This window comes from Bradyrhizobium sp. BRP22 (assembly GCF_020194175.1).
Taxonomy (GTDB): Bacteria; Pseudomonadota; Alphaproteobacteria; order Rhizobiales; family Xanthobacteraceae; genus Bradyrhizobium.
In genome coordinates this window covers 1-15,968 of the sequence record NZ_JADYVX010000063.1, presented here as the reverse complement: position 1 = coordinate 15,968, position 15,968 = coordinate 1, and the positions used below count along the sequence as shown (strand labels likewise).

At 58.6% G+C, this 15,968-nt stretch carries 15 protein-coding genes and 3 pseudogenes; 14 read left to right on the top strand and 4 right to left on the bottom strand.

Going from position 1 to position 15,968, the window contains the following annotated elements; translation table 11 throughout:
- Complete coding sequence (locus tag I6F35_RS38180) at positions 1–285, bottom strand: IS3 family transposase (protein WP_225122756.1); 285 nt, start codon at positions 283–285, stop codon at positions 1–3.
- A 24-nt stretch (positions 286–309) separates the two neighbouring features.
- On the opposite strand from I6F35_RS38180, the gene I6F35_RS38175 reads away from it, so the two are divergent.
- Complete coding sequence (locus tag I6F35_RS38175; RefSeq protein ID WP_225122755.1) at positions 310–513, top strand: hypothetical protein; 204 nt, start codon at positions 310–312, stop codon at positions 511–513.
- A 198-nt stretch (positions 514–711) separates the two neighbouring features.
- Here the strand turns inward: I6F35_RS38175 and I6F35_RS38165 are convergent.
- Positions 712–900 (bottom strand): annotated as a pseudogene (locus I6F35_RS38165) (IS701 family transposase); the annotation flags it as partial.
- An 18-nt stretch (positions 901–918) separates the two neighbouring features.
- On the opposite strand from I6F35_RS38165, the gene I6F35_RS40690 reads away from it, so the two are divergent.
- The 4 genes and pseudogenes from I6F35_RS40690 to I6F35_RS38145 all read left to right on the top strand — a co-directional run.
- Positions 919–1,449 carry a mannan-binding protein gene (locus I6F35_RS40690; RefSeq protein ID WP_346283244.1) on the top strand — a complete coding sequence of 177 codons (531 nt, stop codon included), beginning with the start codon at positions 919–921 and terminating at the stop codon, positions 1,447–1,449.
- A gap of 223 nt (positions 1,450–1,672) precedes the next feature.
- Complete coding sequence (locus I6F35_RS38155) at positions 1,673–1,894, top strand: hypothetical protein (RefSeq protein ID WP_225122754.1); 222 nt, start codon at positions 1,673–1,675, stop codon at positions 1,892–1,894.
- A gap of 5 nt (positions 1,895–1,899) precedes the next feature.
- Positions 1,900–2,322 (top strand): hypothetical protein, encoded by a 423-nt coding sequence (locus I6F35_RS38150; RefSeq protein ID WP_225122753.1) that lies wholly within the window; start codon positions 1,900–1,902, stop codon positions 2,320–2,322.
- Positions 2,323–2,431: 109 nt separating this feature from the next.
- Positions 2,432–2,921: pseudogene (locus I6F35_RS38145) on the top strand (helix-turn-helix domain-containing protein); the annotation flags it as partial.
- A gap of 26 nt (positions 2,922–2,947) precedes the next feature.
- Here the strand turns inward: I6F35_RS38145 and I6F35_RS38140 are convergent.
- Positions 2,948–3,100: pseudogene (locus tag I6F35_RS38140) on the bottom strand (transposase domain-containing protein); the annotation flags it as partial.
- A gap of 332 nt (positions 3,101–3,432) precedes the next feature.
- Positions 3,433–3,834: a type IV secretory system conjugative DNA transfer family protein gene (locus tag I6F35_RS38135; protein WP_225122752.1), complete on the bottom strand. Its 402-nt coding sequence runs from the start codon at positions 3,832–3,834 to the stop codon at positions 3,433–3,435.
- Between the two features lie 500 nt (positions 3,835–4,334).
- Between I6F35_RS38135 and I6F35_RS38130 the strand changes: the two genes are divergently transcribed.
- From I6F35_RS38130 to I6F35_RS38090, 9 genes are all read left to right on the top strand, one after another.
- Positions 4,335–4,577: a hypothetical protein gene (locus I6F35_RS38130; RefSeq protein WP_225122739.1), complete on the top strand. Its 243-nt coding sequence runs from the start codon at positions 4,335–4,337 to the stop codon at positions 4,575–4,577.
- Positions 4,578–4,732: 155 nt separating this feature from the next.
- Positions 4,733–5,077: a DUF3768 domain-containing protein gene (locus tag I6F35_RS38125; protein WP_225122751.1), complete on the top strand. Its 345-nt coding sequence runs from the start codon at positions 4,733–4,735 to the stop codon at positions 5,075–5,077.
- A gap of 537 nt (positions 5,078–5,614) precedes the next feature.
- Entirely contained in the window at positions 5,615–5,968 is a 354-nt protein-coding gene (locus I6F35_RS38120) for a hypothetical protein (RefSeq protein WP_225122750.1), read from the top strand.
- Between the two features lie 2,361 nt (positions 5,969–8,329).
- Positions 8,330–8,737, top strand: a complete 408-nt coding sequence (locus I6F35_RS38115; RefSeq protein ID WP_225122749.1) for a hypothetical protein — start codon at positions 8,330–8,332, stop codon at positions 8,735–8,737.
- Positions 8,738–8,776: 39 nt separating this feature from the next.
- Positions 8,777–9,262 (top strand): hypothetical protein, encoded by a 486-nt coding sequence (locus I6F35_RS38110; protein ID WP_225122748.1) that lies wholly within the window; start codon positions 8,777–8,779, stop codon positions 9,260–9,262.
- A gap of 38 nt (positions 9,263–9,300) precedes the next feature.
- Positions 9,301–9,729, top strand: coding sequence for a hypothetical protein (locus I6F35_RS38105; RefSeq protein WP_225122747.1), 429 nt, complete (start codon positions 9,301–9,303; stop codon positions 9,727–9,729).
- A gap of 596 nt (positions 9,730–10,325) precedes the next feature.
- Complete coding sequence (locus tag I6F35_RS40380; RefSeq protein WP_346283243.1) at positions 10,326–10,697, top strand: transposase; 372 nt, start codon at positions 10,326–10,328, stop codon at positions 10,695–10,697.
- A 501-nt stretch (positions 10,698–11,198) separates the two neighbouring features.
- Positions 11,199–13,607, top strand: a complete 2,409-nt coding sequence (locus tag I6F35_RS38095; RefSeq protein ID WP_225122746.1) for a DUF3141 domain-containing protein — start codon at positions 11,199–11,201, stop codon at positions 13,605–13,607.
- 392 nt (positions 13,608–13,999) lie between these two features.
- The gene (locus tag I6F35_RS38090; RefSeq protein ID WP_225122745.1) at positions 14,000–15,448 is read left to right on the top strand and encodes a hypothetical protein; all 1,449 of its coding nucleotides are present in this window, start codon (positions 14,000–14,002) and stop codon (positions 15,446–15,448) included.
- Positions 15,449–15,968 lie beyond the last annotated feature (520 nt).

Sequence of the window (15,968 nt, the reverse complement as noted above, 5' to 3'; positions counted from 1 at the left end):
TCATGTTGCGCGCAACAGATAGGGATAGATCTTGTGGCCCGGCGCCGGCCTCGTCGTGTTCGGCCTTGGTCCCAACGACCGCGAGCCCATTTTGCGCATCAACCGCTGCACGCGCTTGCGATTGACCTGAAGCCTCTCAGTCTTCAGCATCGCGGTCATTCGCCGCGAGCCCAGGAACGGCCAGGCGGTGAACAGCTCGTCGAGGCGCCGCATCAGGGCAAGGTCGTTGTCGTTGGCCGGCCGTGGCGGCCGGTAGACCCCGGAACGCGCGATGCCAAGTAACATGCATTGCCGGCGGATCGCAGCGCCATGTCGGCGCGATCGAGCATTCCTCGACGGTCCGGCGTGCTCATCTTCCGGACCTCCGCGCTAAAAATCGCGCTCGACTGTCAGTTGTCCAATCTTGGCGTGCAGCTTCTCGATCTCGCGTTCGCGAGCGTCCGCGCTCTCCCGCCCGACACCCGCGTCAAGGCCCTGGCCACCTGTTCCAGTAGTTGCTTCTTCCAGGCATAGATCTGGTTCGGGTGAACCTCATAGCGCTGGGCCAGATTGGCCATCGTCGCCTGCTCCCGCACCGCTTCCAGCGCGATCTTTGCCTTCAGTGCCGCGTCGATCTTGCGTCTCGTCTTCGTCGTCGTCTTCCGCTCCGTCTATCAAACGGAGGAGCCCCTTCCAACCAAGCATGTGGTCCCAAAATCGGGGTCCATTTCAGTTGTATTCACTGGCGTCGAGATCGGCCAACTCGAGATAGGCCCAGTCGTGCCTGCGCGGACCTTTGGTCCCTCCGCCGGACGACAGGCGGCGCCAGGTCTTCTTGGGAAGGCTCTGCGCGATCGCGGCGGCGGTGCCGGCGACAGGCTGCTGCTTGCCCCAGGAACGGAACACGTGATTGGACGCAACACGATCGGCTTCAAGGTCATGCCGCTCTCGAATATAGCGAGCAATCGACCCTTGTTCTACGTCGACGCCGTCGGCGTCAATACGACCACGGTCGAACGCGGCACGCGCGATCTCGCCGTGCGCTTAGCGAACGTCATCACCGCGACTGACACGGTGGTGGCGAGCTTTGAGGCACCTGGACCCAATACAAACCCCCAGTACCTAATGTCCGTGCGCCACAGCGTGTTTCACCAGCTTGGACAACGATATCCGCTCTATGAGCGGATGTATCATCTCGCGCTGTCGAGCAATCCAGTCGCGTTCAAGCTGAATGCCGATGCCCGAGCCTGGGTCAACTCGATCGCCGGAACGATCTGCACCGAGGTGCGCGCGAACTATGCCTGCGGCTGCGACCAGAACGCCCCGCGTCCGATCATGAACAGCGTGGATGCGCAAACCGTCTGTCCCGCGGTCTGCAACGGGCACGGCGGCTGGAGTGGACAATGGACCAACCAGCCACCAGATATATCCGGACTATCACACGCACCTCTTTCCCGATTCCATTCTTAAGAGCGAGAAAGCTGATATTTTAGCAGACCTCTCGCACACAAATACGATCCACAAAATCTACATTGCAAAACTCCCGCTAACTCGGATGAAGCCCGGAGACATCGCAGTAATCTATCGAACAACTGATCGAGAGGGCCAGGCCCGGTTTCGCTCGGTCGTGACGTCCGTGTGCGTGATTGAGGAAGTGAAGTCAAAGAGAGGCTTCGCGGACGAGGGCGCTTTCATGCGCTATGCCCTCCCTCATAGCGTCTTCTCAAGAGAGGAATTGCGGGAATGGTTTAAAGAGCAGCGCTTGTTTGCAGCGAAAATGACGTATAATGCTGCGTTCAAACGTCGGACAATACGGGGGCGATTGCTTGATGAGGTCGGCATTCCTGAGCAGCCTCGTTGGGACCTGAAGCCGATCACGCGGGAACAGTTCGACAGAATCATCGAATTGGGGTGAAGTGAATGAAAGTCTTGTTGTCGATTAAGCCGGAATACGCTGACCGGATATTCGAGGGGTCGATGAAGTATGAATTTCGAAAGTCTGTTTTCAGAAAGACTAGCATCAGAACTGTCGTAGTATACGTCACAAGTCCCGTCGGTAAGATCGTCGGCGAGTTTGACGTCGATGAGGTCGTTCACGATGAACCCGCGCGCCTGTGGCGCCGCACTCGGAAGTTTGCAGGGATATCTGAAGAGTACTTCTCCAGGTATTTCTCTGGCCGCACTACTGCTTTTGCATTGGCGATCGGCGCCGTCAGGAAATACGACACTCCTGTCGTTCCCAGGAAAGTGATCAAGAATTTCGTCGCCCCTCAGTCGTATGTGTATGTAGACGATTTTTTCCGGCCCGTTAGGAAGGGTCGGCAGCTAGAACTTGCAGTGTAGAGCTAGGCGCTGGAGTGGGGGAACCATCTGCTTTCAAGCCACTAGCTAGTCATCTGGAATACAAATTCGTCACATAAAGGAGCGCTGGGACCTTTGAAAGAGAGCGCTTGTGGCGAATGCAGGTATGAGAGGCCGGCCCATCGCGCCGTTGGTGCTGAGTCAGCAAGAGCTGACGTTCTTGGAGAGGCAAGTTCGTCGTCGTCGTGTTGCCCGGTCGCTATCTGAGCGATGCCGCGCGATCCTGCGATCCGGATGGCTTGCCAAGCAGGTCCGTAGCTGCCGAACTCGGCCTTCACGAACATACCGTTGGCAAGCGTCGCCGATTTTTGAGGGACCGCTGTGATGGCCTGCTTGACGAGGCCCGCCCTGGTCGCCCCCGAACCATCAACGACGATCAGGTTGCTCCGGTGATCGAGCGGACGTTGCGGACGATGCCAGCCGATGCGACGCACTGGTCGATCCACTCGATGGCTGCGGAAACTGGCTTTTCGCACTCGACGATCCGCCGAATGTGAGTAAGCGATCCGCTGTTCATCGACAACGTGCGCGATATCGTCGGTCTTTACCTATCTCCACCGAACCGAGCCCTTGTTCTCAGCACGCTGAAATACCTAACCCCAGCGGCCTATGCTGTCTGGTTCCATGGCATAAGCGCGTCGATTTCGCTGCTCGGCCAGCGGTTGGCGATACGCTGAAGCGTTAGGCTGAGCCAGGAGAACGGATCGACGTTATTCATCTTTGCTCTCTGCGGCAGTGTTGCAACACGCGGCGTTCGGCCTGTTCGCAACACCTTCCATATCTGTTCCGCCCAGGATTCACGCGACACATCTACCGAGATGTCAGTCCAAGTGCGCCCATGCGACAATTGTACCGAACACTACCCGGTAATTCCAGCGAAGTTGGCGCGATCGGCAATGCCGAACTGGTTGGTAGAGCCACCACCGAGCCATCCCGGGAGACCCCCCTGACTCCGTGTCCATGCCGGTGATCCAGGGGATAAAGCGCCGAATTAGCCGCGATGCCAAGCCTTTACATCCTTCTTCCTCCAGGCCATTTCAAACACGACGTCTACGAGCTCACAGTCTTCGACGTCCTCTGAGGCTCACCGCCTCATCGGGGCAGCGTGGTCGCGCTGAAGGCCGCCGAAGGGACTCCACCGATCATAAGCTTTAAGTAAATACGATAGTTGGGCAGCTGCAACAGATCGAGTTCATCGAATCGACTCTGAAACTCCCGCGCCAGGTAGGTCGCATCCTCTGAACCAACCCGAAAGGAAATGATCGTCCCGGCGTTGCCGAGAACCGCATGACGGACATCTGGTTCAAGCTGATGAAGGTATTGGTGGGCGACGGTAAAGCCGACCCGATACTTGCGAAGCTCGGAGAACATGTTCGCCATGGCGAGCGTCGTAAAGTTTTGAAATTCGTCAACGTAGACAAAGAAGGGCCGCCGCTCGTGCTCGGGCAGTTCCGCGCGACTAAACGCTGCAAGCCCGAGCGTAGTGACGAGCAATCCGCCCAGGAGCGACGAGCTGCGCCATCGTCTCGATTAAGGTCGACTTGCCGGTACCTGTCTTGCCAATGATGTAGACGTGTGAGAAACGGTCTTCGTCCCTGATGCCAAAGATTCGATCGTCACTTCGGTGGTCGGTGCGTGCAAAGTGCGTAACTGCTGCCGGCATGGGCCATATCTTCCCGCAGCATGCGCATTTGCACAGAGGGTGTAGCGCCTCTGAATGCCACGTCGGCCTCGTGACCGAGGAGCACGATCCCTCGTCTCCACTCGTTTCTAGCTAACGGCGAAAATCATCCAAGCCTTTGATCTTTGACGTTCCGCCCCGCGATCCGGGACCTGCATGCAGGTCCGGGTCTCGGTGGCGAGGCGGAGGCATCGCGACGAGCGTCCATACGGTCGATTGAGCATTTCTTCTAATTTCGCTCAGTGGTGGACGCTCGCTCCGCCTCGCCATCGAGCACCCGAATGGTTCGGATGCCCGTAGCGAGGAGGACTCGATGTCCAACATTGCTCTTTCCCAAAAAGCTCAAAAGCTGATGAAGCTTTGCGACCAGAAAGACTTCCATAACCTCGACGATCTTCTGCTGGCGGCGCTCCTCAATAGCGGCTGCCCTGCGATCTGCATGACGGAGGGCTGCGACCACACCGCCGAGATGGAGCCCGACCAGGATCAGGGGTTCTGCCAGGCGTGTGGTGGCAACATGCTCGTGTCAGTGCTTGTGCTCGCCGGTCTGATCTAGGAGACCGGCCATGCACGTCCGAAACGTCTATCACTGCGCAGAGTGTGGCCGCGAGTGGACTGACGTCTGGTGCGCCCAGTGTGACGATGACTGTCCGCACTGCGGCGCCCGTCACAACTCGCCCTGCAAGAGCGAGGACGCGGAGGAGAGCAATCATGAATAATATCGCCACGGCCTCTTGGTTGCGCCGCATTCGGGTGCTCAACGATTTCTTCCGCGCGACCTTTCTAGGCGTCAGGGTTGTCGTCAGCACGGGAGTGGCCGCACTGCCACTGGACGTGAAAGCACACGTTCTCATCGAGGTTCAGCGGTTTGCGGACTTCGACGCAGGCAATGATCCACACAACGAGCACGATTTTGGCAGCTTCGAGCTTGCAGGAGAGACATTCTTTTGGAAGATCGACTACTATGACGTGCTCTGTCAGTCCGGGTCCGAAGACCCGGCCGACCCTGAAAAGACCACGCGTGTTCTCACGATTATGCTTGCGCAGGAGCATTGAGCAAAACGGTTGTCGTCCTTCTTGCCCCGCCGATCGCGGGGCATTTTTCAATATTGTTCGGCGGGACGACATAGGCGGGGATCGACTATGCCGCTCGGAGAAGCGCCTTAAGAATTCTTGGTGTGCTTGTCCAACGCGTCGAAGCCTCCACAGCGGCGCATCCTGTGGCCGGCGGATAACGCAAAAGTCTGACCTCCAGCGCCTCGCCCACCGAGGAACAAAACCAGAGGCCGCAGGAGGAATAGGTGAAATCGCTCCGCGGCGAGAAAGCACATCGCCGGAGTCCGAGTTGGGCGCCATAACCCGCCATAGAAGAGCGAGTCCCAATTCTGAGGCTCTCTCGATTGCGGATTGCGTAACTTTGGACTCGAATACTCGGCGCGCAGGTGCGAGCGCGTGCAAAGCGTCTTCATCGAATATGAGCGTCGATCGATGGACGTCAAGGGACGCGACCGCAGCGCACGCATAGCAGCACTAGCTCGCTAGCCGAATAGGGACAGTTCGAGGATCAATCTCGATATCGGTCACGATTGTTGCGTGAACACCCGACTGCTCCGCCTATACTTCAAGGTGAAGGGGATTGGGCGCAGCTTCGCCCGCATCCAGTGTTACCAAAGCAGCTACTCTACTGGCCTGTCTGCGTACTTCGACCTGGCGGCCGCTGCGCTTGACAGCAACTACGCCTACGGCTCCGTCCTCTCCGGACAACAAGGCTTCGCGTACCAGCTCGAGGATGGCTGGGTGAAGGTGGGTGTCAAGTTCACCTCCGCGTTTGACGGCCCGATAGAAATCCGCATCCAGGCGGCCAGCGCCGACGGCACTGACAGCTACACGGGCGACCCCGCGAAGGGGCTGTTCGTGTGGGATGCCGCGCTGCGGGATTTGACCTGACGCACGCGCCAGTCGCGGCGACAGGACGTTTCCCGCCCAGCTCTCCGACGAAAGACGGCCCCGGCGCACGACGTTGCCGGACGACAGACCCCGTGCCCACCATACCGCGACGGGTCATCCCCCTGCGAATGGCAGGCCCGCATATCGCCAATTCGTGACAACAATTCATCGAGTTGGACCGCTCGCGGGCTCGGTTCCGCAAACACCTGTCACATTACCGAATCATATTCTTGTATAAGTCGATCTGACCTGTCGCCAAAAACCCACCGACGGCCGCGCTCACTCGGCGAAAAAGGCCCATCGGAGGCCAAGTTCCGCGGGGCCGGCTTCCGGACCGCTGGCTGGCGGGCCAGAGCCGCCACGGACAGATTTTTGTCGGTGGAGTAGCGCCATGACCCCGCAAGCTAAACTGTGTGTCGTGCTGAGAGGTGTGCTGGACGATGCTGTCCGGATGGTGCCCGAAGCCAAGCGGACGTCATCGTTGAAGGCATGCCTCGCCGAAAAGATATTAGCTCTGGCCGCAGGGGGTGAAGCGGATGCCGCTGTGTTACGGCGTCTTGCGGTGCGGGCGGTGCTGGAATCCTGTCCTCGCTGCAACGGGTGCGACGGGCAGCAACCGCAGCGGCCTGCGACCATCGCGCGAAGGTGATCTAAATCAAAGCCAAAGCGAATTAGCGGCGCTATGTTGCTGGCGTGCCGAGTGGCCTTCCGGCTCCTGCGGCTACGAGGTCCGGCCTCCCAGGCACGCCGGACCTCGCGTCCAGCGGTTCACTGAGACGCCGGTCGACCCGCAGCAGCCCAAGTGGGCAGAAAGTGCCCGCTGTCTTTGTGTGCTTTTCTGATGTGCGACCTCTTTGCTGATCAACTTCAGCCGCTTGCCCCCGGTCGGCCGAGAGGGAGCACCGCCCCGGCGCGGAGTGCAGATGGCCGCGCCGGGGCACCTTACCTGGACTCACGCCCTGAGCGGAATTTGATTCGAAAGCATTCAGGCTATTACCGCGCCGAAGCCGACATTTGCCATGCGCGGGCGCATTATCGAGAAGCTGGCCGAGCAGATGGGCGTGGACCGTGACACGGCGCGTGACCGGCTGTGGCATTTCGAGCGCATCACGACCAGCGAAGGGCGGACGTTGCACGGATGGAGACTCGCTCCACCCCGGGGCTGGGGGCTGAAGGGATGGAGCGAGCTCGCCAGGTGCAACGCCCAGGAGAGCGTTGCGAGGGGTCAATAGCTTTCCGATTCGGGCAGCATCGTGGTGGCAAAGAGAAAGCAAAGTGGATGGGACTGGGATGGCGTCATCACCGTGGGCGAACATGAGATGAAGCTTGAATACTTCGCCGAGCACTATCTCAGATCAGGCCGAAGGCTGTCGGGCTCATTCCGTTGAGGTCAACCCGGTCCAGCGAAAGCTGCATGCGCTCACTGAGGAGCAGCGGGACAAGATAGCATGATGCTCGTTGTCGTCCTGAAGGTGGTCTTCCGCCGGGAGATTATAGACCACCGTCTGGTGCGTGCTGCAACCGAGGCATTTGACCTCGAGGGATAGGTAGCCGGCATTAAGCGCGTCCCCGGGCGTCGGGGTGGGCCCTGGAAGGCGAGCATGCGTTTGTTCCACGCTTCGCCAGGCAAGCTTGTCGGCCTTGCCTGCCGTCGTAGGATGCCCAGGGACTCGGAATTGCGCCGTCTGGCTGGAAGATTTCGTAGCGCGATTTCCATCTGCACCACAGGCGCTGCCCGGAGACGTCGCCGAACGCCTTGGTGCGGTCGGGCTGGATGATTCCGGTTCCGCCGGCCGTGCGGGTGTGGATTGCGACTGGCCACGACATGCGGCGCGGCATGAACTCGGCTGGCTGGTGCACGAAGGCTGCAAGCGCGACCCGCACTTATGTGTCGGACGACGCGAAATCAGAACCACGCAGTGCGGACGAATGGCGCGCGAAACTCCCGACGGACCCCAGCGGTATTCTATGAAGTGCTTGGCTAGAACTACGCCGAGCTTGCGAAGGACAGGGAAGTGATCCCGAAGCGGACGAGCGCATCGCCGGTGGTTTCGCCCTAGCGCGCAGCGCGATCGTTCGAGGTACGTTGTTACCCCTCCTCAAAAGCCTGGTTATTTATCGTCCCGAGATTCCCAGAGGGCTTTGACAAACAGCGATAGTATCCTCTATCCTCAATGCTGGGTTGAGAAAACTGAGGACTTATACCCGTAAAATACCGGGTGTAAGGGGTTAAAATGCAAGTAATTGAAAAGGCGTGCAGCGTCGCCTCACAAACGCTAGGGCGACTCAATTTCGCTGCCCAGATTGCTCTTCTCGTGCTCGCCAGTGTTTTGCTCGGTGGCTTGATTTTTTGGCTCTGCAATGAAACTCGTCTACTACTATCTGGCGCGCAGCTACGCCGAAGAGCTCGCTGACGCTTATGACCTAAATCCCGGCACTACGCGAGCGATCCTGTGGGCCAGCTTTGCGGCCATCGTGGTCCTGGCGGGTTACACATTTTCGTTCTCGAAGCAGAAGCGGCTGATGGGTTATGCCGGGCTGCTCACTCTTGTCATCGGTCATTCGCTGTTACTGGGTCTCATTGACGCAAATTTTCGCAACAGCGGCGTTGCGGAGAAATGTTATGTGATGACGCGGACGAGCATCAAAACCTTGAACCGCGTTGGTGCTGATCCGGAGACCGGGCGCGAATACCGTCCACTTTCACCGCAGATCGTCGAGAAGATTGACGCATGTAGAAGGGGTGATCGAGCCACCCAAATCACGTAGAATTCACCAGCTTTTTTCGATCGGACAACAGGCGAGCCGGTGGTTTGGTATTCGAGGAACAGTCGCGGTCAGATCGAGCTGTTCGATCTCATGGGGTTTCATCCGCAAACTGGCGAGGAGCTAATCCCGATCACACGAGAAGTCGCCGATGCTTGGAAGCAACAGACTGCAAAGATTGTTCGACGGGTGGCGGTCCGCGTCGACGAACCTGAAAAGTTTGGGTTCTTTGATCCGACAACCGGTGCGGCCAAGATCTGGTACTGGCGCAGTGGAAACGGAGAGTGCGAGTTTTACGACGGACCAGGCTTTCATCCACGTGCCGGCGAACAATTGCAGATCGTAACTCGCGATGTCATCGCGGAATGGCGCCACCAGCAGGAAGCCATCATAGCGAAAAAGCGGCGGAGCAGGAGCAGCGGGAGAAGGAGCCACGTGAGGCCGCAGAACGTGAACGTCAAGGAAGAGAAGCCGCTGCCGAAGAATTGCGACAGCGGCAGCAGAGCGGATACGACTGCGATCGGCTAGCGGCTAATCCAACCGATATACAAAGGATAGGCGACGGCGTGCCCTTTGATGCTTTAAAGCGTCAGGCGGATCAGGCTTACGATGCGTGCACCAAGGCGGTGGCGACTTCTCCCGCAGCACTCAGGTATCAATACCAGCTCGGTCGCGCCGCACAGTTCAAGGACAAAAAAAAAGCGTTCGAGATATTCTCCCGGCTCGTTCAGGCAAATTACGCTGCGGCTTTTGACAATCTCGGCGGCATGTACTTTTATGACCGAAAAGATGCCGCGACGGCTATCACTCTCTTCAAGGGTGGCAGCGCGCTGGACGACGCCGACTCGATGGTGAGCCTTGTTGATCTTATCGACAAGGGATTGGTGCCCACGACTAATCCAGAACAGACTAAGCTAGCGTTGTTGCACCCTGCCGCAGAACTCGGACATTCGGGAGCGCAGGCGAGGATACGAACTGGAGCTGCAAAAAGCTAACCAAGAACGCATCAATCAAGTCAATCAGCAGCACATGATGCTGTTGTTTGGGGCATTGATTCAGGGGGTGGCAAGGCGCTAGTGGCAACGGTTTGGGCTGCCGCGCATCTGCTCCTATCAGGGGGGCGCAGTGGCGGCATGATGCCTGCTTCCAATGAAACTGAGGTGGCGCTCATGTCCGACAGCAGTTGAATGACGGTCATGCGCGAACTGCAGTCATCGCTCTTCTAGGGAGTACTGGGCTGTAGCCTATTCTGCCGGCCGTCAGGACGCGCCCACGAGCAAGCCCTCGGCTGCCTGCATCCTCGGGTCCACAGGGCTCTTCGAGCCCGTCGAGCTGGCAGACGCCACCGTTAGCGCTCCGGCGTCATCGGTCTCGGCCAAGACGACGCCCGGCTCAATGCGCACCGCAAATTCATTTCCAACCAAGAGGACCCTGTCCGAAGCGCCTCCACAGGCCCAGCGTAATCGCATGAGCCGCCCACCTGGGCATCGCACGAATGAGCTGCGATACAGCCTGGTGGAGGTGGGCTATGGCAGATGCCATGCATGAAGCCATGCTTGATGCCAGGCAGGAAGGCGGCTCCTATCGTCGGATCGAGGTGATCACGGGGCCGCGTCGGCGACGGCACTGGACGGCGGAAGAGAAGGCCCGGATCGTGGCGGAGAGCTTCGAGGAAGGGGCCAATATTTCCGAGGTCGCTCGGCGCCATGGCGTTGTCCGTGGGCTGCTGATGGTGTGGCGGCGCAAGTTCCCGTCGGCAGCGAGCTTTCAGCCGCCAGGCTTTGTGCCGGTCCGGATCGCTTCCGAGAGCGGTCCGGCGAGCGTTTGCGTGCCCACTTTTGATGGGTTAGTTCCTGTCGCCCTCAAGGCGTGCGATCATCGTGTCGGAGAGGACGCCGACTTGAGGTGCGCCGCGAAGAGCTGCCCAGGCGAGGCGCAGCACCGCCACTGCTCAAAACCGTAGGCCACCGCATCCGCGGCGCTTCCAAATTGATGGATGGCAGCCTTAAGGCCTCTGACGTTTGTTCCCAGTCACAACGCCCAGCTAGTGCATTCTCGCTCGGTGTCGGCTACACGGGCTCGCGACGCTCGTGTAAACGCCAGCAAGGAATGTACAGACGTCCGCTATCTAACAAAGGCGATCCGCAGTGTCTGATTTTTGACAGTGTTGGTTTTCGATCAGACAAAACCTGTGCAGCAGAACAGGAAGACGGAAGTTGATTGGCCATTTTTCGTCTCTGCCGCAATCAGATGATTGGCATCGAGCTTGCATGGAGAGACTTGGGAATGTGGTGGAAGTCACCTCGCTCGCACAACGTCTTCCTAGGCTACTTTCTTGGGTCACACCTTGACCTCGCTTGCGAGCAGTTCGCCGGATGAAATACGCCGGCGATAGGCAATCCAGCACCACAGCGTAATTTAGTATCACGGGCGGCATCGACTCTAGAACAGAGGAGGTCAGGCCATGTCTGACTCGTTCCAACGCTCCAATCTTGCCCGGTCAATAGAAGCGCAACGTGCAGAACTTGAGGACGTGCTCACCAGCAGCCCATTCAGAGTCTACGCTGATCGCATGGTCCAACAGGGCGCGAAGACCATCAACATTCTACAAGTTGCCTGGATACTGCGGGTCAAGCGCAGCTGCGAAAAGTTCTTTATGCGCCTGCCCGAGCTCTTGGCAAGCGGCGAACGTCTGGCCAAAGATCTGCGGAACCTGCGTGACGATGGACAGCTTGGCGTTTCCTGGCGCGAATACATCCGCGACGCCGGCGAGCGCGCCATATTGCTAATCGATCTTCTCCGAGAGAGCGGCGACATCTTCCTTGAACATGAGGCGGCAGGCTGTCAGCCGGTTCTTTTCTACGAGTACGAGAAGATCATGGACGGAAGGGATCTTTCCGTAAAGTCCAACTTCCTATTGCTGCGCATCATCCCGCCGCAAGATGTTACGGTCGATTACTCCCGTCGTCGGCCCTTTATTATCATCCCTCCACGTGCAGGACACACTGCGGGTGTCGGAGCCCACGAGCACGATAGTCAGCTCGGCGTCGCATTGCGCGAAGGTCATCCGGTTTATCTGGTGAGCTTCCGTCGCGAGCCGGAGCAGGATCAGCAACTCTCTGATGTGGCCTATGCGGAGGCGGCGTTTGTTCGAGAAGTGATCCGCCGGCATCCGCGCGCCCCTCTCCCGGCCATTATCGGCAACTGCCAAGCAGGCTGGGCGACTCTCGTTCTGGCCGCAACAAACCCTGACTTGACAGGACCCATCGTCATCAATGGATCACCGGTGACGGCTGTGTCGGGAAACATCGGCGACAATACTTTCCGCTACATTGCCGGCATATTCGGCGGAGTCTGGATCCCAATGTTTCTCTGCGACCTTGGCCAGGGCATGTTTGATGGAGCCAATCTTATACAGAATTTCGAATTGCTCGATCCCGAGCGCCGGCTGTTCCTAAAGTACGCCGAGCTTTTCCGCGACGTGGATACGGCGCGCGAAAGCTTTCTTGCCACCGAGAAGTGGTGGAGCAGTTTCTGCCTGCTGCACGAAAACGAGATCTGCTGGATTCTCGAAAACTTGTTCATCGGCAACCGGCTCGGCAAAAACATGGCCTACCTGGGATCGGAGCGTCAGCACGTGGATCTCAAGCAGATCCGGGCGCCGATCATCGTGTTTGCCAGCCATGGCGACAAAGTGACGCCGCCCCAGCAGGCTCTGAATTGGATTACAGATGTTTACGAGAACGAGGAGGAGATCCGCGTTCGCGGCCAACACATTATCTATCTGGTGCATGACGACATCGGCCACCTCGGCATCTTCGTCTCTTCAAAAGTTGTCAATAGGGAGTTCCGGCAAGTTGCAACCATCCTTGAGGCAATCGAAGCGTTGATGCCCGGCCTCTACGAAATGTGCGTCAAAGATGTTCAGGAACATGATGGACGAAAAAGCTTCAGTGTTGAACTAGTCGAACGCAGCTTCAAGGACATCCGGGCATTTAACGACAACTATCGCGATGAGTTCCCTTTCGGCGCGGTCGACCGGGCGTCTGAACTTCAGGCACAGATCTATCACACAATCGCCCGCCCATTCGTCAGAGCTGCAGTCACAAACTTCACGGCCCAAGCCAGTCGAAGTGTTCACCCGGAACGCCTGTCGCGAGCGCTAATTTCTTCGCGAAATCCAATGCTGGCTGGCTTCAAGTCCATAAGCGAGCAGGTTCGTCACTCTCGAGCAAAGGCCAGAGTGGATAATCCATTTCTGCTTGCGGAAGACCTGTATGTGCAGCATATCGCGGAGGCGATGATCGTCTGGCGGGACCTGCGCGACATGATCTATGAGTTGATGTTCCACAGCATGTGGAACACTCCTTTGCAGCACTACTTTGGTGGTCGCTACGAAGTGCATGCAAGACAAATGGCACTCGAGGAATCGCGGTCGCGCCCGGACGTTCAGTTTGCGCTAAAGATGATCGCGACCGGCGGCTTCATCGAGGCCGTCATCCGCATGATGGCGCTGCTTGTGAGCGATCGCGGCGGTATCCGCCGCGACCGTCTCGATCGCTGGTCACGGGTCTTGACGCGAGACGAGCCGTTCCGCTCTGTCGCTTCTGACCGTCTGACTACAATCACTCGCCAACAGACCATCATCGCCACTTTGGAACGGGAGCAAGCAATCGAGACCCTGCCATTGCTGCTGTATGACTCTGAGGAGCGCCGCCGCGCCTACCTGGTCGCATGCTATATACCGGGTCGCGTTGCGGAAATGTCGCCGAGCACGATCGACCTCCTAGCGCGGTTTGCTCAGGTGCTTGAGCAGCCGCCAATCGCCAGCGATGTTCCCGGGAATCCGTTGGCAGAAATGAAGGCCGAGTAAAGCGCCGATGCTTGGCGCCAGAAGATGAGGCGCCGTCGGCTTCGAGGGTGCCAGTCATGGCGACTGAGCGCAATGTCTGTGCGCCTCGTAGTTGGCACATGATTTGAAGCCAATTCGTCCTGCACGTGTACTCTGACGCCCACGGCCGGGAGCGGCCAAACATGTTCGACGCGAGCCATATTGTGTGTTCCGGATCCTGGCGCTGATCGTAACGGAGAGCTCGAAAATTCAAGAATTGGATTGAGGAAAGAAGGGAACGGTTGCCGATGCGGCCCCCCCCTTTGCAGATAAGAACCAGCCGCCGCTGGAGTCGACCAATCTAGCGACGTCGCTCCTGACCCGAGCAGAGATATCAGTTGTTGGGGCACTTTTTACCGCTGGGCTCCGCAAGAATGGAGATCTTCGTCGTGGACCACGATACCATCCGGGCCGAGCTGATGTACCTGGAGTCCCTGGGCTCCCGAATCTCCGGCTCAAGGAGCCACGACCAACTTGTCGAGCACGTCAAGCAGCAGTGGGCCGATTTCGGCATGCAAGTTCACGAGGACATGTTGCATTTCGATCGCTGGAGCATGGCTGCAGAAAACCCGAACGGTCTGAGTCTTAAGATCGACGGGCGCGACATGGCGATCTCTTCGGTCTTTCCCTATTCCGGGAGCACCGGCCCCCTAGGGACCGAGAAGCAGTTGTACAGATTGCGTCGCCCACTACCGCGATGGGCCAAAGCGCGTGGAGGAATTGCTGTCATCGAGGTCCACAATCGTGAGTTCCCGTTCGCTGCTGTGGTCAAGACTTGGGATCGGGCGCATGCATGGGGCAAGACCACTATGCCGCTGCTGACTGCCACATTCGCCGGCCTCGGTCTGGGGCGTGGTCGACGCGCTGGTGTTGAGGCGGTGATCTTCGCCTGGCGTGGCATAAGCCCTTCCAACGCCAAGGGACAGTATTTACCCTTCACGTTGCCCTACCAGAACATCCCAGCTGTCTTCGTGGCTGGAGGCGACGCCGACTTCGTGCTGGACGCCGCCTCAAGGGCCAGGCGGGCGACGCTCGTCGTCGACGCCGTGATCGAACGAGGCAGCACTATGCGAACAATATGGGCGGTTGTGGAAGGTCGCAGCGCCCCTCAGGAAACTGTGCTCGTGGTAAGCCACAGCGATGGTACAAATATTGTCGAGGAGAACGGCCACATCGGTTTGGTCGAACTGGCGCGCCAAGTAGTCGCTCAACCATTGGCGCGCACAGTCATTTTCGTGTTGACAGCTGGACACCTCCGAATCCCGGCGGTCACCGACCATGGCCAAGCCACTTCTCGCTGGTTGCGGGATCACCCACAATGGTGGGTTGGTGGCCCGGGAAATCGCCACGCAGTGGCAGGCCTGGTGATCGAGCACCTCGGCGCTCGGGAATACCGGGACGATCCCCTCAAAAACACCTACGGGCCGACAGGCAACCCCGAACCCGAACTCCTCTACGCCTCCACCCCGCAGCTGACGGCGCTTATCGAATCAGAGTGGCGTACAACCGGGCAACCGCCGAGAGTGTCGGCCCCAAACGCGCTCATTCAGTTCGGGGAAGGCCAGCCGCTCTACCTAAAAGGCATCCCAAACATCGCGCTCGTAACCGTGCCGCAGTACCTACTTAGCATTGAATCGGGCGACTACGTCGACGTCGCTCTTCTGGACAGACAAGTAAGCAGCTTCGCGCGACTGCTGCAACGAATTGACACCATGCCCAGCAACGAAATCGGCACCGTTAAGGCGATTACTCCACTCGCGAAGGCGGCTGCCGCGCTGCGCGCGATTGGGATTCTGGCTCGCAGCTCATCGCACTGGCGGTAATCCGGTTGCACCAACCTGCAAAAACGTACGGAGACGGTAGTCAGCTCGAGGGTCCAGGCCAAAGCGAACCGACAAGAGCGCCTTTTCGCGTCCGCTTCTGGCTCGGAGCTGAAGACCGCTCTCCACCCTTCAAGACTTTGCGTCGATGCGGGTGCGGTCCGCCGGACGTCCTTCAGATAGCAGAACGTGGCCTCGCCGCCAGGGCTCGCGGTAAGACTGCCGGTCATGCCGGTCCCGCGCGGGCGGGTGCCGGGCATCACCCAGGTGATGCCCGTGCGCCGAAGGTCGGCACGAAACAGCAGCGGCGGAGCCCACGGGACATTCAAGCAATTGTCATAAGCAGGGACGCTTCTTTGTCCAAGGCTTCGAGCCGATCGTACGCGTCCGAGCAGGCTTACGATTACCCACATTTTTTGAGGTGCACCGAGTCGAAAACTTGAGTCGCCAGAATCGCTTGTGATTCTTTGATGGACACCTGATTCGAAAAGAGGTGCTCTATGGAACCGACTTCACGCGCCCG

Excerpts from the sequence above, each read along its gene's own strand:
- I6F35_RS38115 (WP_225122749.1), top strand. The coding sequence starts at position 8,330 with ATGAAACTCGTCTACTACTATCTGGCGCGCAGCTACGCCGAAGAGCTC.
- I6F35_RS38125 (WP_225122751.1), top strand. The coding sequence starts at position 4,733 with ATGAATAATATCGCCACGGCCTCTTGGTTGCGCCGCATTCGGGTGCTC.
- I6F35_RS38095 (WP_225122746.1), top strand. The coding sequence starts at position 11,199 with ATGTCTGACTCGTTCCAACGCTCCAATCTTGCCCGGTCAATAGAAGCG.
- I6F35_RS38180 (WP_225122756.1), bottom strand. The coding sequence starts at position 285 with ATGTTACTTGGCATCGCGCGTTCCGGGGTCTACCGGCCGCCACGGCCG.
- I6F35_RS40690 (WP_346283244.1), top strand. The coding sequence starts at position 919 with ATGCCGCTCTCGAATATAGCGAGCAATCGACCCTTGTTCTACGTCGAC.
- I6F35_RS38175 (WP_225122755.1), top strand. The coding sequence starts at position 310 with ATGTCGGCGCGATCGAGCATTCCTCGACGGTCCGGCGTGCTCATCTTC.
- I6F35_RS38090 (WP_225122745.1), top strand. The coding sequence starts at position 14,000 with ATGGAGATCTTCGTCGTGGACCACGATACCATCCGGGCCGAGCTGATG.
- I6F35_RS38155 (WP_225122754.1), top strand. The coding sequence starts at position 1,673 with ATGCGCTATGCCCTCCCTCATAGCGTCTTCTCAAGAGAGGAATTGCGG.
- I6F35_RS38150 (WP_225122753.1), top strand. The coding sequence starts at position 1,900 with ATGAAAGTCTTGTTGTCGATTAAGCCGGAATACGCTGACCGGATATTC.
- I6F35_RS38130 (WP_225122739.1), top strand. The coding sequence starts at position 4,335 with ATGTCCAACATTGCTCTTTCCCAAAAAGCTCAAAAGCTGATGAAGCTT.